Here is a 16,264-nt window from a genome sequence, read left to right as displayed (position 1 = left end):
CACTATGAAACCTATACTTGAAACCATTGATACGCGTTTTGGAACAGCCTGTAAACATGCATTTTCACGAGGAAACACCCTACCATACACTGGGGTTCCTTTTGGCATGAATTACTTTGTCCCCCAAACCAGTGATCAAGAAGGGTCATGGTTTTTTGATCCCCATCTTCCTATCTTTCAGGGTATTCGACTAACCCACCAACCTAGCCCTTGGATTGGGGATTACTCCTGGCTCTTACTGACACCAGTAACAGGAGAAATCAGCGGCGATACTCTCTTTTATCGTCAATCTTCCTACAACTTTGAGCGTGCTATTTTCAATCCCCATTATCTCAGAATTTTTTCTGAGCGTTATCAGATTGAAACTCAGTTAAGTCCCACTTGCTATGGAGCTTCTATTCAACTAAGACAGATACAAGGAAAAAAACTTTCCCTCTATCTTCACGCGGCGGATAAACTGACAGTCGAACAAGTCGATAAGCGAACTCTGGCCCTGAGACAAGAAGGAGAAACTGAAACCAATAAAAGTCCTCTCGTCATGTTTACTGCTCTTGCATTCTCTACGGATATTGAATCTATCAAGCAAGAGGGACAAGACTGGCGAATTGACTTGGCTGGAGCGAAAGTTCAAGTTCAACTGGCGACTTCCTTTATTTCCAAAGAACAAGCCCTCTTTAATCTTCCTAAACAAGATTTTGAAGACACGAAAACAAACGCCAAAGCGAGTTGGGAAGATCTTCTAGGTCGTTTTGATGTCGTAGAAACTGGGCCAGTAGATCAAACATTTTTTGACCACTGCCTCTACAGACTTTTCCTTTTCCCGCAAACCTTTTATGAGGTAAATGAGCAAGGTGAAAACATCCATATGGATCTAGCTGTAGGAACTATCAAGCCTGGTCTACTCTTTACCAACAATGGTTTTTGGGATACCTTCCGTACTTCATTCCCACTCTTTGCCTTGATTATTCCAGAGCGCTATCGTCAGTTTCTAGAAGGCTTCCTCAATAGCTATCGTGATACTGGATATCTGCCTAAGTGGCTTGCACCTGATGAAAGAGGAATGATGCCTGGAACCCTGATTGATGGTCTGATTGCAGATAGTGCTTGTAAAGATATGGCGCCTGAGCTTGAAGAAGAATTTCTCAAAGCTATGCTTGAAACTGCGACTAAGGCTGATCCAAAAGCTATCAACGGACGCCATGGTCTGACCCAATACCAAGAACTAGGCTATCTATCTACAGATTTCCATGAAAGTGTCAGCCACACACTGGACTATGCCTACAGTGATTTTTGCATCTCTACTTGTGCAGCAAAATTAGGTCAAGAAGATCTAGCCCAAACTTATGCTCAATATGCTAAGAATTATCAGAACCTCTTTGACTCTGAAACAGGCTGCATGAGGGCGCGTGATGTAGATGGTAACTTCCGTCCTGACTTTTCTCCTTATAGTTGGGGACGGGACTACGCCGAATGCTCAGCTATTCAAGCCAGTCTCGGTGTTTTACATGATATTTCTGGCCTTAGTCAACTCATGGGGGGAAAAGAAGCCTTTAGCGACTATCTTTTGAAAACTTGCCAAAGTCTCCCACTCTTTGAAACGACGGGTTATGGATATGAAATTCATGAAATGAGCGAAATGGCAACAGCGCCATTTGGTCAACTAGCCATTTCAAACCAACCAAGTTTCCACATCCCTTATCTTTTCCGCTATAGTAATTATCCCCAATATACTAGTCTCTTAATCAAGACCCTCCGTCAAAAAGCCTTCCGAGCTGGCTGGGATGCTTATCCAGGAGATGAAGATAACGGTAGTTTATCGGCTTGGTATGTCTGGTCTGCCCTTGGACTTTACCCGACCTGCCCAGGAAAAGCAAACTATGACCTTGGAATTCCACTCTTTGACCACCTTCGTGTCTATCTTGCAGAAAAAGATAAGTGGTTGGATATTCGTACTCAGCAAAATCATGAACACTTCCACTTTGTCCAAGACTGTCGATTGGACGGGAAAGAAAAAGAAAGCATCAGCCATCAGGAATTGCTTAATGCTCAAACCCTTGACTTTAATCTCAGTTGGTTACCAAAACATTAATAACCTAACCCCTTTGTCGTACATAAAGGGGTTTTCTTATCCAAATAAAGTTATCCACAAACTGTGAATAACCTTCAACTTTTCTTCGGAAAATATTTTCAAGATTTTCCAAAACATATTTCCAATCCAAGTATCTATGATTTGCAATAGAAATTCTGTTAGAATCCTTGTCCCATCCAGCTTTATACTAGTTTATCATATCTAATAATTCCTAAATTTTTTGTCGCCTTCCCAAACGACAACTATAAAAATATTTTTGGTAGGACGGAATCGAGTTGTCCACAAGTTGTGGATAACTCTTTCTCAACCAACAAGGCCTTCCTCTTATCTTTTAGCGAGCCTTTACATTTTTTATAGTAAATTTAAAATTTTGTTAGGCGCTTTCAAAAAAACATGATATACTGAAATTATCAGAAAAGGAGACATTATGAAAAAAGATCAACACCAACTTAATTGGCTAATGGTTTCTCTGATCGCTTTCAACATGGTTTGGGGGCTAGGAAACGTCGTCAATAACTATTCTCAACAGGGAATTTCAGTCGTCGTATCTTGGGTTTTAATCCTCGCACTCTACTTCATCCCTTATTCCCTCATTGTCGGACAACTAGGTTCCACCTTTAAGGAAAGCGGAAGCGGTGTGAGTGACTGGGTTGAAAAAACATCAACCAAACGTCTCGCCTACTTTGCTGCGTGGACCTATTGGGTTGTGCATATCCCTTACCTCGCACAAAAGCCTCAAGGAATCCTGATTCCGCTTGGATGGGCCTTGCAAGGTAACGGACAATTTCTAAAACAAATTGACTTCCACTGGATTGTTATTCTCTGCTTACTTATCTTTGGACTTTTCCTCTACCTTTCTACAAAAGGATTAGCAACTCTAAAAGTCATCGGTAGCTTGGCAGGAAGTGCTATGCTGATTATGTCTTTACTCTTTGTCCTTTTGGCTGTCGGATTACCTTTCATCAAACCAGACATCCAGTTTGCGACACCACATATGGATCAACTGAGTACCTACATTCCAAATTTTGATTTTTCTTATTTTACAACGATCTCACTACTAGTCTTTGCAGTTGGTGGTTGTGAAAAAATTTCCCCTTATGTGAATCAAACTCGCAACCCTGCAAAAGAATTTCCAAAAGGTATGATTGTCATGGCAATCATGGTAGGTCTCTCTGCTATCCTTGGTTCAGTTGCCATGGGAATGCTATTTGATGGCAATAACATCCCTGAAGACCTCATGCGTAATGGTGCTTATCAAGCCTTCCAAATGTTAGGAAATTCTTGGGGAGTTGGAAACCTATTTGTTGTGATCTACGCTCTTACAAACATGGTCGGACAAATCGCAGCGCTTGCCTTCTCTATTGACGCACCATTGCAAATCCTTCTCAATAACGCTGATGAAAACTACATCCCAAGCTGGCTTCGTAAACGTACTGAAAAAGGTATCCTCATTAACGGTTACCTCCTTACAGGTGTCCTCGTTAGCCTTATCATCATCCTTCCAATTTTTGGTATTCAGGAAATTGACGGACTTGTAAAATGGATGACCAACCTCAATTCTATCGTGATGCCGATGCGTTATCTTTGGGTATTCCTTGCCTATATGATGCTCAACCGTGCTTGGAAAACATACAAAAATGCCGAATACAAGTTTGTGAATAATCCTAAGCTTGGCTTTGTTATCGGTACTTGGTGCTTCCTCTTCACTGCTTTTGCTTGTATCCTTGGTATGGTTCCAAAAATTAGCTATGCTGAAAATCCAACTGCTTGGCAATTCTCTCTTCTTACAAACATCTTAACACCAATTATTCTGATTGGATTAGGTGTGATTCTACCAGTACTTGCCAAAAAAGAACAAAAGAAACAAAGCAAATAAATTCTACTATTAGCTAGATAGTTTCGCTTTTGTCTTTTCCTGAAAGAAAAATCCCCTTTGAACCGTAACATTCAAGGGGATTTCTTTTTGTTTGATAATCTATTTTTTACTTAGCTTCATACCAAGTCACGCCTTCATTCTCATCAGCAATCAATGGCACACTGAGTTGAATGGCTTCTTCCATGGTTTGTTTGACGAGTTTTTTAATAGCAGCTAATTCCGACTTAGGCACTTCAAGAACAATTTCATCGTGTACTTGTAACAGCATCTTGGTCTGATAACCACCTGCAACTAAGGCTTTATCCAGCTGAATCATAGCGATTTTGAGAATATCTGCAGCCGATCCTTGGATAGGTGAATTGATTGCTGTACGTTCTGCAAAACCACGAATGTTAAAGTTACGTGAATTGATATCTGGCAACTCACGGCGACGTTTGAAGAGGGTCTCTACATAACCCTTATCACGTGCCTCACGTACCACTTCATCCATGTAGTTTTTGATTCCTGGGAAGCGTTCAAAGTAGGTATCAATGTAAGCCTTAGCCTCTTTACGGCTGATGCCCAGATTATTCGATAAACCAAAATCTGAAATTCCGTAGACCACTCCAAAGTTAACAGCCTTGGCATTACGACGATCATTTGGAGTCACATCCTCAGGGCGTTCAATTCCAAAAACCCGCATAGCTGTTGAGGTATGGATGTCAGCCCCCTCTTGAAAGGCCTTGATTAAGTGCTCATCTTTAGAGATATGGGCTAAAACTCGCAACTCAATCTGTGAGTAGTCCGAGCTGAGAAGGACACTATCCTCCCATTCTGGCACGAAAGCCTTACGGATAAGTCGCCCTTGCTCCAAACGAACAGGAATATTTTGCAAGTTTGGATCCACACTAGACAGACGCCCTGTCTGAGTCAAATCTTGTACATAGCGCGTGTGAATCTTGCCATCAGCTAAAATCCAGTCCTGTAAACCAATCACATAAGTGGATTGAATCTTAGCAATCTGACGGTAATCAAGAATTTTCTTGACAATTGGGGCAATTGGGGCTAAACGCTCCAAGACGTCTACTGCTGTTGAGTAACCGGTCTTGGTTTTCTTAGTATATTCTAGAGGAAGACCTAACTTTTCAAAGAGTAGTTCTCCTAATTGCTTGGGTGAATTGATATTAAACTCTTCACCAGCCAGCTCATAAATTTCTTGCGTCAGTTTTTCAATGACCCGCTCATTTTCAGCTTGCATCTCCATTAAGGTTTCTTTTTTAACCTTAATCCCAGCGATTTCCATCTTAGCAAGGACAAAGGCCAGAGGTTGCTCCATGTCATAGAGGAGGTCAAGTTGTCCGTTTTCGCTTAATTTTTCAAGTAAAACAGGCTCTGTCTCAACCAATATAGCAACCTTACGAGCCAAGCGTTCCAAGAATTTCTCTCGCTCTGGGATAGCTTTTTTGACACCTTTACCGTAGAAGGTTTCATCATCGACTAGGTAAGTTTGGCCATAAAGACTAGCAATGGTTGAAATTTCATTGTTCTCTACTGTCGATAGAAGATATTTGGCTAAACGACTGTCAAAAGTAGGAGCCTGCAAATTCAAACCAAAGCGATTTAAGAGGACTTTTGCTTTCTTAAAGTCATACACCTTCAGAGGTGTTTTTTCTAGAAAATCTTTAAAAATCGGATTCTGCAGCAGTTCCAACTTATCTGTAGCGTAGAGCTGATCCCCACATGACCATGCAAAACCAATCAATTCATCTGTATGGTAGTTTTCCCCAAAGAGCTCAAAGTGAAAAATGGAGTCGGCGCTAAGCATATCTTCGCTCACTTTATCAACCATAGTAAAGTTCAATGCTTCAGTTTGATTGGTCTGAGAAGCATTCAAGGCCTGTTTCAGTTGTTTGAAGCCCATCTCATCGTAGAATTTACCAAGGTTTTCCACATCTGGACCGCTATAAACCAAATCATCCAGTCCAATCTCAATCGGTGCTTTCGTATCGATAGTTGCTAGTGTTTTAGATAAGAAGGCTTGTTCCTTGTCATTGACAAGATTTTCCTTCATCTTAGAATCCTTCATACTATCGATATTTTCATAAATCCCTTCAAGTGAACCATGTTCAAGCAAAAGCTTAATACCTGTCTTTTCACCAATCTTAGTTACGCCAGGGATATTATCCGACTTATCTCCCATGAGAGCCTTAAGATCGATAAATTGAGTTGGTGTGATGCCCATCTTTTCCATGAGATAATCCGGTGTAAATGCCTCAAACTCAGCTACACCTTTCTTGGAAATCTCAACCACCGTATGCTCATCCGTCAACTGAATTAAATCCTTGTCTCCACTGACGATAGTTACATCAAAAGATTCCTTTTCAGCCAAGCGACCCAGGGTACCAATGATATCATCTGCTTCATACTGGGCCAACTCATAATGGCGAATCCCCAGATGGTCTAGCAACTCACGGATAAAAGGAAATTGCTCCCGAAACTCATCCGGAGTCTTGGCACGACCACCCTTATAATCTGCATACATCTCTGTACGGAAAGTCGTCTTCCCCGCATCAAAAGCAACCAAGATATGACTCGGTTGAATACGCTCCAACAGATGATTTAGCATCAGGTGAAAACCGTAGATTGCATTGGTATGAAGTCCATTGTCATTTTTAAAACGATCCAGTTGCTGGTAAAGCGCAAAGAATGCTCTGAAAGCAACTGAAGAACCGTCAATTAGTAATAATTTTTTCTTGTCCATACACCCATTATAAAGGAAAGCAGGGAAAAATACCATTGCTAAGAGTTAGATTATAGGAGAAGGCTTATTGAGTTGATTTTTCTACTCGCGCACCGTTACTGTCGACTTGGAAACCATCTATTGTCGTATCTACTGCCAATTCTCCAGATGCGTTTACGTAATAATATTTCCCTGAAACCTGGAACCACTGACTAGACTTCATAGCACCTGAGCTTTCGAGGTAATACCAAATGCCCTTATCCTTTAACCATCCCGTCTGCATTTCTCCAGATGATTTCAAGTAGTACCACTTAGATCCGTCTTTTAGCCATCCTGTTCTCATAGCACCACTTGTTTGGAAATAGTACCAACTTCCGTCTATTTTTTTCCAACCAAGAGCCACTTTGTCATTTTCATAGTAGTACCAGATTGTCCCCTGTTTTTCCCATCCATTCTTAGAGGTTGCCGTTTTAATTAACGGGATATAACGTCTATTCCCACTTCGTGACATATAACTAATCCATCTATAACCATCCTTTTCAAGAGTTTGATCATAATGAACACTCATTCCAGGTTCGTAGTAGTCGATGATAGTAGATGTCAATGATGGCTGATTCATAATAGCTGCTTTTTCTGTAAAATAATGTGTTCCACTAGAGGCTAGTACAGATTGATAATTTCCTACACTAGCATTCCCTACATCTTTAAAATGAATGAATCCAGTCATAGAACTTGCTTTTACTGTCCTACGATGATACGTTTCTGTATAGTCGTAATTGTACTCCTCGATTTCAATCATGTCTCCAATCACGTTAGAAACCCAAGCTACATGACCATGCGTTCCCCTCGTGCTCCAAGCAATAGCCCCAATCGCTGGTCTCTGATCTACACGATATCCTTCTTTTTGAGCTCGATAGCCCCATTCTTTCGCATGCCCATAAGCAGCTGGTAGTTCAAATCCATTAACACTACTTAATCGAAAAGCTGCAAAAGATGTGCACTGTCTTGAGTATAGGCGCCATTTATCAATATTTTGATTCCCATTTTTATAATAATAGGGATAATCATCTCCACGTGCCTTTGAGCCATTGTTTACCTGATTGGCATGAACAGTTCCTCCACCAAACAAAAAAGCACCTGCTAGCAATAATGATACTGTACCCACCGTCGTTCTCTTTAGAAAAGTTCCCTTTTTACTATATGTCATTCATTCTCCTTCGAATAGATAAATTTTTGAGGTTAACCTCATTTATATCATTCGAAAGAAAAAGAAAAAAGTGAGAATACTCTCACTTTCAACCTTAATCCAAATAGTGAATCAAATTCTTTTCCGTTAAAATATCTGAATAGGTGAAGGATTCAACATAGACATTGGCCTGTTTGTCCCCTTCAACATTTCCAAATTCAACGATAAAGAGCGATGGATAAACTTCAATGAGTCTTCCTAAGCGATTCTTTTGGCGTTTACGACCATTTTCTAAGGTCATTTCCACGACTTGTCCTTCATGTGCCTTGATTTCCTCTTTGATTTTTTTCATCTTGGCTACATCTGTAAATGCATCTGTCATCTTTGTTCCTCTCTCTTCGAAATGCTTGAAAACTTGTTATACTCTTTTTGGAAAATCAATTCTACCGTTCCACGTGCACCGCTACGGTTTTTCTCGATAATAACTTCTACTTTGTTATTAGGAAGACCTTCCTCTTCTTCGCCACCACGCTCATAATAGTCGTCACGATAAAGAAAGGCTACAATATCCGCATCCTGCTCGATAGATCCAGACTCACGAATATCTGATAATACCGGTCTTTTATCTTGACGTTGTTCAACACTACGCGACAACTGACTCAGCGCGATAACGGGAACCTTCAATTCCTTGGCCAAAATCTTCAACTGACGTGAAATCTCTGACACCTCTTGTTGACGGTTTTCTCTGCCTGTTCCTGTGATTAGCTGCAGGTAGTCAATCAAGATTAATCCAAGATTGCCTGTTTCCTGAGACAATTTTCTGGCGCGTGACCGAATTTCAGTAATCCGGATTCCGGGTGTATCATCGATATAGATGCTTGCTTTAGCAAGATTCCCTTGAGCAATGGTGTACTTACGCCACTCTTCCTCAGTAAGTTGTCCAGTACGAATAGAGTGAGACTCTACTAGCCCTTCGGCAGCCAACATACGGTCGACCAGACTCTCTGCACCCATCTCGAGAGAGAAAATTGCAACAGTCTTGTCTAGCTTAGTTCCAATATTTTGAGCAATATTTAAAGCAAAGGCCGTCTTACCAACAGCAGGACGAGCTGCTATAATAATCAACTCTTCCTCGTGTAAACCTGTAGTCATATGATCCAAATCTTGATAACCAGTAGCAATTCCTGTAATATCAGATGTTTGTTGTGAGCGAGTTTCCAAATTTCCAAAGTTTAGGTTTAGGATATCACGAATATTTCTAAACCCACTACGATTGGCATTTTCGCTAACATCAATCAAGCCCTTTTCTGCCTGAGCAATAATTTCATCCACAGGACTAGACGCTTCATAAGCTTGATTAACAGATTCTGTCAACTTAGCAATCAGGCGACGAAGCATAGCCTTCTCTGCTACAATCTTTGCATAGTATTCAGCGTTTGCAGAGGTTGGTACAAAGTTGATAATCTCAACAAGGTAGGACAACCCACCAATATTTTGCAAATCACCTTGATCATCTAAGATCGTGCGAACAGTCGTTGCATCAATGGCTTCGCCACGATCTGACAAGTCAACCATGGCCTGAAAAATCAAACGGTGAGCATACTTAAAGAAGTCTCGAGAGTCAATATATTCTCGAACAAACACGAGTTTACTCTCATCGATAAATATAGCTCCCAATACTGATTGTTCTGCCAAGATATCCTGGGGCTGAACTCGTAGTTCCTCTACTTCTGCCATCAGATTTCCCTTCCTTTTACAACATAATTACTCAAATCTAGATTAGCCTTCTTTTACACGAAGATTGATGACACCAGTTACATCCTGATAAATTTTTACAGGAACATCAATCAAGCCAACCGCACGAATAGGAGATTGGACTTGAATATGGCGTTTATCAATTTTAATTCCAAATTGTTTTTGAAGCTCTTCCGCAATTTTCTTGCTAGTAATTGAACCAAAAGTTCTTCCATCTGGACCAACTTTTTCAACAAACTCAACAATTGTTTCTTCAGCTTCAAGTTTTGCCTTAATTTCTTGTGCTTCTGCAAGAAGTTGAGCATGTGCTTTTTCTTCAGATTTTTGCTTACCACGCAACTCGCCAATTGCTTGAGAAGTCGCTTCTTTAGCAAGGTTTTTCTTAATCAAAAAGTTTTGTGCATAACCTGTTGGAACTTCCTTGATTTCGCCTTTTTTTCCTTTTCCTTTTACATCTGCTAAAAAGATTACTTTCATTCCTCTGTCTCCTTTTCACTAAGTTCATTAGAAATAATGGTTTTCAATTTATCACCTGCTTCTTGCAGACTCATATCTGTAAGTCGAGCAGCTGCCAGGTTGAAGTGGCCTCCACCACCCAATTCTTCCATAATCCGTTGCACATTAATCTTACTACGACTTCGTGCAGAAATGGAAATATCCCCTTGGCGGTTTTTTGCAATGACAAAACTAGCTTCAATACCTGACATGGCCAGCATCGTATCGGCTGCCTTACTAATCACTACAGTATCATATTTCTTAGTATCCTTGGCCTGAGCGACAAGAATAGAAGGTTGTACAGCCTGTCCTTGTAAGATGAGTTCATTCACCAATCGATACTCTTCAAAGTCAGTCGCCGCAAGTTCCTGAATTACAACACTATCACTTCCACGTGTTCTTAGATAGCTCGCTACGTCAAATGTTCGGCTAGTCACACGAGAGGTGAAATTCTTGGTATCTAGCATCATACCGCCCATCAGAACACTTGCTTGAATACGACTCAATCGTGATTTCTTAGAGTTTTGGAATTGGATTAACTCTGTTACAAGCTCACTCGCGCTACTTGCTCCACTCTCTATATAGGTAATAACCGCATTATCTGGGAAATCTTGATCTCGTCTATGGTGGTCAATAACAATCGTTTGTGTGAACAAATCATAAAACTCTTTTGACAAGGTCAAGGCCGTCTTAGAATGGTCTACCATTACAAGCAAAGAACGATTAGTTACCATTTCCATAGCCTGATCTAGAGTAAGGAGTTTTGTTACTCCCTCATTCTCTAAAAATTGAATGGCTCGATGAATATCAGGAGACATTTGTTCAGCATCATAGACTACATAACTTTCATCCAAGACATTACTAGAGAACAATTGCATCCCAACCGCAGAACCCAAAGCATCCATGTCTAAGTTTTTATGACCAACAACGAAAACATGATCAACACTCTTCAATTTTTCAGAGATTGCCGTCATCATCGCTCTTGTACGTGTTCTTGTTCGCTTAATAGAAGCTGCCGTTCCACCACCAAAATAAATTGGATTCTTCGTTTCATCATTTTCTTTGACAACAACTTGGTCTCCACCACGAACTTCTGCAAGATTGAGATTTGATAAAGCAACTTTACCAATGCCCTCATGATCGCCATCACCGTATGATAAGCCCATACTCATAGTCAATGGTAAATCTCTCTGTTTGGCTTCTTCACGAAAAGTATCAATTACAGAAAATTTATCCTGCATCAATTGTTCTAAAACCGTATAATCAGTAAACAAGTAGAAACGATCCATGGCCACTCTACGAGAGAACATTTGATGTTTTCCAGTAAATTCTGCAACAAAATTCGCAACAAAACTATTAATATGGCTGATATCAGATTCAGATGTTTCATTCTCTAAATCATCATAATTATCTACCGAAATAACACCAATAACAGGACGACTCGTCACCAATTCCACTGTGGCTTCGTATTCTCCAGAAACGTCAAAAAAGTAGAGCACCCCCGAGTTTCTATCTAGATGCACTGCATAACGCTTTTCTCCCACATTGGCATAAATTCCAGGCGAAGATATGGCTGTTTTTATAATTTCTTGAACTTGAGAATGGTCAATTTCTCCATCTTCCGTTGTCAGCATTAACTCTGCATAGGGATTGAACCACTCAATCTCACTACTTTCCATGTTTAGTTTGACAACTCCAACAGGCATCTGTTCTAATAGTGAACTTAAACTATCTTCCGCCTGATGGTTTACGTACTGGATTTGTTCAATTTCAGTTTTCTGATAAGATTTCTTCTGAAAATAAAAGAGCAAAAGAAATGCTACCATCAAGAAAAGTAAACATACTATTGTGACTAGATTATTTTGAAGAAAAACAACCAATACGGTCATGATTATAAAGGAAATCCCAACAAATAAGTAAACAAATAAGGGATTCATTTCATTTTTTTTCATTACAAACCTCTTGCGCATTATTATACCATAAATATAGGCAAAAAGCGAACTTAAGGAAGTTTACAAGGGTATTAGACAAGTGTTTTGTAAAGGTTTTTAAAGAACAAAAGAGGGCGATTAAATCGCCCTCCTATAGATATACTTTTATATTTGTCTTAAGAATCTACTCTGTTGGATAGATTATTCGCCTACTGAAATTTCAACGTGTTTAAGACGTTCTTGTGCTTCTGCCACGATTGTTTCGATGATTTCTTTACATGGTTTAATTTCTTTTACCATACCTGCAATTTGTCCACTCATCATTGAACCGTGTACAGTATCACCTTCGTAAACAGCTTTAGAAAGTGAACCGATAGTAATTTCCTCAAGCTCTTCACGGTTTGTACCTTTTTGTTCTAATTCGATGTAGTGGTCTGTCATTTCATTGCGAATACAACGAACAGGAGCTCCTAAAATACGTCCAGTAACAGCAGTTGCTGTATCATTTGCTGCAAGGACAGCTTCTTTATAAGCATCAGAAATTGGACATTCGTTTGAAGCCAAGAAGATAGTACCCATTTGTACACCTTGAGCTCCAAGTGTAAAGGCAGCAGCCAATCCACGACCGTCAGCAATACCACCCGCAGCGATAACAGGGATGTCAACTGCATCCACGATTTGTGGAATCAAAGCCATTGTGTTAGTTTCTCCGATGTGTCCACCAGCTTCTGAACCCTCAGCAACAACTGCATCAACCCCTAATTCTTGCATCTTTTGAGCATGTTTTACACTAGCAACAACAGGAATAACTTTAACACCAGCTTCTTTCAAGTATGGCATGATGTGTTTTGGAGTTCCTGCACCAGTAGTAACAACTGGAACTTTTTCTTCGATAATAACTGTTACGATATCTTTAATGTTTTTCATCATCAACATGATGTTAACACCAAAAGGTTTGTCAGTTAATTTTCTCAATTCACGAATTTCTTCGCGAAGTTGTTCACCAGTCATGCCACCAGAAGCGATGATTCCAAGACCTCCAGCTTCTGATACAGCAGCAGCTAGTTGATAGTGAGAAATTTGAGCCATAGCCCCTTGGAAAATAGGGTATTTGATTTGTAAAAGTTTAGTAATAGACATATGTTTACTCCTTTATTTTTATGTCAGCTGGTGTTTGAAATGTAGCAGGCATTATTTACCTGTACCTGACAAACAAGAGAATTTAGTCATTTGTCTCCTTATACATAACTATTATAAAAAGTCTGGTCTACGATCTTGCTGTTCAGTAAATGGAATCACTGGTGGACGTGAACGCAATACATAGTTTACAAATTCTTTTCCTTCCTTATCAAACTCTGCAACTGCAAAGAACTGATCGTGATAGAAGAAGAATTTATAGTTGTTTTCAAAGGCCTGGCGAAGCCACTTATCTTTAGCTGAAATAGATTTCATAGGGTAATCATCTACAGCTGGAACCCAAAGTGGATTGCGGTGAACGTGTGTTAGCATGAGGTCCCCCATATGGATCATTGTGTCTTCACCCTGTTTAAGCAATATGATACAATGCCCATTACTATGACCGCTAGTATGAATCATTTGAATTTCTGGAATGATATCAATCGAATCTGAGAAGGTTGTAACTTGATCTTGAATCGGTTCCCAATTCTCTTTGAGGTAAGTTCCGCGAGTACGATTATTAGGATTTCTCATCTCGTACCATTCTATATCATTGACAATAATCTTTGCATTTGGAAACTTAGAAACAAGATTGCCCTCAGAATTAACGCGTGTCAGGCCACCTGAATGGTCATGGTGCATATGTGTCATCAGTACATAATCAATCTTCTCTGGAGACAAGCCTAAAAGCTCTAAACTCTCTTCGATTTTACTTTCAGATAAAATTCCTAGATTGCGTCTTTGTTTCTCAGACAATTTTGCCGTATCGAAACTCGCATCCATCAGGTAATTCTTCCCTTTGTATTGAATCAAGATCGGATCTGTCAACTCAGACATCATATTGTCTTCATTTGTTGGATAGTATCGAGACCACACAACTTTTGGAACAGGACCAAATAATGTCCCTGCATCAGTTAATTTATCAGCTCCTCGTAGCCATGTCAATTTCATATCGTGAAATTGATACTCTTGCAACTTGAGTTCTGTCATTTTATTACTCCTTTAGCCACTGGTGTGCTATTCTTTTTCGAATTGAGTCTCCAGATTTCCCGTAACTTTCAATAGTTTTAGCATCTTTTAAATAACGATCAATCGGGCTTTTATCCTGTGCTTGTAGCGGACCTATTAATCTGATAATCTCTTCAGAAATTTCAATAGCTACTTTTGTAGTAAATAATTTAATCTGTGAAACATACAAAGAATCATCTAACATTTGATTTTTATATGAATTGAAATACGCTTCTGCTGCACATAGTTTTGTATATAAATCAGCAAATTGATGTTGATAAATCGTCGCATCAATCAACCTCTTACCAAAACCACGTTTCACCTTTAGAAAAGATAAACCTTTTTCAAAAGCTCCTTCGGAAATTCCAATAGAAACTGCGCTTAAACCTAATTGAAGCTTTCGAACAAAGTCATTTAACTGTTCTTGACCAGCTAAAGTCATCCCTAATAAACTATCCTCTGATAATTCAATATTATCAAAAGTAACTGAACTGATTGGTAAACCTTTTAGTCCTTGTTTAGGGATATCTTCTCCAAAGTAAACACCTGGGTCCTTAGTGTCTACGATAAAAAATCCAAACGACGGTTTCTTTTCATCATTTTCTACTTTGGCAAATATAAAAAGTATATCCGTAAAACGGCAATTTGAAACAATCGATTTCTTACCTGAAAGACGCCACCCATTACTCGTTTTAGTCGCAGCTGTATTCACTAATTCTAGATTTTCGCCAAGATACCCCTCAGAAAAACCTAGACCAGCCAATATCTCTCCTTTAATTAATTTTTCAAGATATAGACTTTTTTGTTTAGAACTACCGTATCGATTAATAGGATAAATCCCATAGCAAGCCTGGGTTAATAAAACTGTCGAAAAAGCAGCAAATTCTTTTGAGATTAAACGAATAAAAGTCATGAATTCTTCGCTTAAAATCGAATCTTCATCCCTTACGATGGATGAAAATATATCAAAAGATTCAATAAACTTATCGAACAATTCTCTTGGAAATTGATTTTTATCTGTTCTATGCTCAAAAAAGCTTGCAATTAGACTGCTTATCTCTGCATTATACCTTTTAGCAAGGTTATCATTGTAGACCATTACTCTTCACCCCAAGCTAATTCTCAGACAAGGGTTGATAATACCCTTTTAACAATTCTTCATACACATAGGATTCGACCTCGTTGTAGGAATCCTTGTACGGTCTACAGAACCAAACATTAAAAGGAATCGGGTCATTAAATCGAACAGTTTGGAAGCGACTACTATCTACAAGAGTTTCAACAGATTTTGGTAAAATTGTAATCAAATCTGTTTGATAAGTAGACTCAATTAAAAAGTCCCAAGTAGATGATAAATAAGCAAATTTAGTATTTATGCGTTGTGAACGAAGTTTCTCAACCACCAAATCATAAGTCGTAAATGTTTTATTAAAGATTGCTAAATCATAATCAGCAAGATCAGACCAATCTAGCGCTTCTTTCTGTGCTAATGGATGATGTTTATCCATATAAGCAACATACTCGTCTAAATGAATAATATGTTGTTCAAATTTTTGTGCATCTAAGTTTGTTGGCTCAATTAAAAATGCTAGGTTCAAATCACCGTCACTCATTTTTTGGTGAATTTCTTTCCCTCCACCCTCTATAACTTGAATATAAATGTGAGGGTTGTTTCTCAAAAAATGCGGTAGAGCGTTTGAGAAGAACGTTCTTAATATCAAAGAAGGAATACCAAGATTAATAGTCCCTCTCTGCTTTTGTGATTCAATATGAATCATTGAAAGCATCTCTTCGTGACGATTAACAATTTCTGTGGCAAAACGATAAATCTTTCGTCCTGCCTCAGTCAAACTTTCCAATCTACCATTTTTTCGATTGAATAATTGGATTCCTTCAGCTGCTTCAAAATTTGTTACAAATTGACTTAAGGCTGACTGACTAATATGGATCTTCTTTGCTGCAATCGAAAGATTGCAACCACATTCGACTATATTAATGAAATAGTTCATTTGTATAATATCCACTTAGC

General features: G+C 39.2%; 12 protein-coding genes. 2 read left to right on the top strand and 10 right to left on the bottom strand.

Going from position 1 to position 16,264, the window contains the following annotated elements; all coding sequences use genetic code 11:
• Positions 1 to 4 precede the first annotated feature (4 nt).
• Complete coding sequence (locus tag ACXYSK_RS08075; RefSeq protein ID WP_458625649.1) at positions 5 to 2,089, top strand: GH92 family glycosyl hydrolase; 2,085 nt, start codon at positions 5 to 7, stop codon at positions 2,087 to 2,089.
• Positions 2,090 to 2,516: 427 nt separating this feature from the next.
• Positions 2,517 to 3,965 (top strand): APC family permease, encoded by a 1,449-nt coding sequence (locus tag ACXYSK_RS08070; protein WP_458625648.1) that lies wholly within the window; start codon positions 2,517 to 2,519, stop codon positions 3,963 to 3,965.
• A gap of 106 nt (positions 3,966 to 4,071) precedes the next feature.
• Here the strand turns inward: ACXYSK_RS08070 and polA are convergent, their stop codons facing one another.
• From polA to ACXYSK_RS08020, 10 genes are all read right to left on the bottom strand, one after another.
• A complete protein-coding gene (gene polA / locus ACXYSK_RS08065) occupies positions 4,072 to 6,705 on the bottom strand; it encodes a DNA polymerase I (RefSeq protein ID WP_458625647.1) in 2,634 nt (877 codons plus the stop codon).
• A 64-nt stretch (positions 6,706 to 6,769) separates the two neighbouring features.
• Positions 6,770 to 7,891, bottom strand: a complete 1,122-nt coding sequence (locus tag ACXYSK_RS08060) for an N-acetylmuramoyl-L-alanine amidase family protein (protein ID WP_458625646.1) — start codon at positions 7,889 to 7,891, stop codon at positions 6,770 to 6,772.
• 94 nt (positions 7,892 to 7,985) lie between these two features.
• Positions 7,986 to 8,252, bottom strand: a complete 267-nt coding sequence (locus tag ACXYSK_RS08055; RefSeq protein WP_006154753.1) for a Veg family protein — start codon at positions 8,250 to 8,252, stop codon at positions 7,986 to 7,988.
• Positions 8,249 to 9,607, bottom strand: coding sequence for a replicative DNA helicase (gene dnaB, locus ACXYSK_RS08050; RefSeq protein WP_458625645.1), 1,359 nt, complete (start codon positions 9,605 to 9,607; stop codon positions 8,249 to 8,251). Before dnaB ends, ACXYSK_RS08055 begins: the two co-directional genes overlap by 4 nt.
• Before the next feature lie 42 nt (positions 9,608 to 9,649).
• Positions 9,650 to 10,102, bottom strand: a complete 453-nt coding sequence (gene rplI, locus ACXYSK_RS08045) for a 50S ribosomal protein L9 (RefSeq protein ID WP_016466507.1) — start codon at positions 10,100 to 10,102, stop codon at positions 9,650 to 9,652.
• Positions 10,099 to 12,072: a GGDEF domain-containing protein gene (locus ACXYSK_RS08040; RefSeq protein WP_458625644.1), complete on the bottom strand. Its 1,974-nt coding sequence runs from the start codon at positions 12,070 to 12,072 to the stop codon at positions 10,099 to 10,101. The genes rplI and ACXYSK_RS08040 overlap by 4 nt, the downstream gene beginning before the upstream one ends.
• A 180-nt stretch (positions 12,073 to 12,252) precedes the next feature.
• The gene (locus ACXYSK_RS08035) at positions 12,253 to 13,191 is read right to left on the bottom strand and encodes a DUF561 domain-containing protein (RefSeq protein ID WP_458625643.1); all 939 of its coding nucleotides are present in this window, start codon (positions 13,189 to 13,191) and stop codon (positions 12,253 to 12,255) included.
• Positions 13,192 to 13,302: 111 nt separating this feature from the next.
• On the bottom strand, positions 13,303 to 14,217 hold the full coding sequence (locus ACXYSK_RS08030; RefSeq protein WP_006150515.1) for an MBL fold metallo-hydrolase: 915 nt from the start codon (positions 14,215 to 14,217) through the stop codon (positions 13,303 to 13,305).
• Between the two features lie 4 nt (positions 14,218 to 14,221).
• Positions 14,222 to 15,334 carry an acyl-CoA dehydrogenase gene (locus ACXYSK_RS08025; RefSeq protein ID WP_458625642.1) on the bottom strand — a complete coding sequence of 371 codons (1,113 nt, stop codon included), beginning with the start codon at positions 15,332 to 15,334 and terminating at the stop codon, positions 14,222 to 14,224.
• 16 nt (positions 15,335 to 15,350) lie between these two features.
• Positions 15,351 to 16,259, bottom strand: coding sequence for a LysR family transcriptional regulator (locus ACXYSK_RS08020; RefSeq protein WP_269797867.1), 909 nt, complete (start codon positions 16,257 to 16,259; stop codon positions 15,351 to 15,353).
• Between the last annotated feature and the right edge of the window lie 5 nt (positions 16,260 to 16,264).

The organism is Streptococcus sp. V919, assembly GCF_054353475.1.
Note: the sequence above shows the minus strand (reverse complement) of the source record. Positions and strands in the feature narration are given on the sequence as shown.

Bases quoted from the DNA above. Each gene is read 5' to 3' on its own strand.
- ACXYSK_RS08075 (WP_458625649.1), top strand. From the start codon at position 5: ATGAAACCTATACTTGAAACCATTGATACGCGTTTTGGAACAGCCTGT.
- ACXYSK_RS08070 (WP_458625648.1), top strand. From the start codon at position 2,517: ATGAAAAAAGATCAACACCAACTTAATTGGCTAATGGTTTCTCTGATC.
- polA (WP_458625647.1), bottom strand. From the start codon at position 6,705: ATGGACAAGAAAAAATTATTACTAATTGACGGTTCTTCAGTTGCTTTC.
- ACXYSK_RS08060 (WP_458625646.1), bottom strand. From the start codon at position 7,891: ATGACATATAGTAAAAAGGGAACTTTTCTAAAGAGAACGACGGTGGGT.
- ACXYSK_RS08055 (WP_006154753.1), bottom strand. From the start codon at position 8,252: ATGACAGATGCATTTACAGATGTAGCCAAGATGAAAAAAATCAAAGAG.
- dnaB (WP_458625645.1), bottom strand. From the start codon at position 9,607: ATGGCAGAAGTAGAGGAACTACGAGTTCAGCCCCAGGATATCTTGGCA.
- rplI (WP_016466507.1), bottom strand. From the start codon at position 10,102: ATGAAAGTAATCTTTTTAGCAGATGTAAAAGGAAAAGGAAAAAAAGGC.
- ACXYSK_RS08040 (WP_458625644.1), bottom strand. From the start codon at position 12,072: ATGAAAAAAAATGAAATGAATCCCTTATTTGTTTACTTATTTGTTGGG.
- ACXYSK_RS08035 (WP_458625643.1), bottom strand. From the start codon at position 13,191: ATGTCTATTACTAAACTTTTACAAATCAAATACCCTATTTTCCAAGGG.
- ACXYSK_RS08030 (WP_006150515.1), bottom strand. From the start codon at position 14,217: ATGACAGAACTCAAGTTGCAAGAGTATCAATTTCACGATATGAAATTG.
- ACXYSK_RS08025 (WP_458625642.1), bottom strand. From the start codon at position 15,334: ATGGTCTACAATGATAACCTTGCTAAAAGGTATAATGCAGAGATAAGC.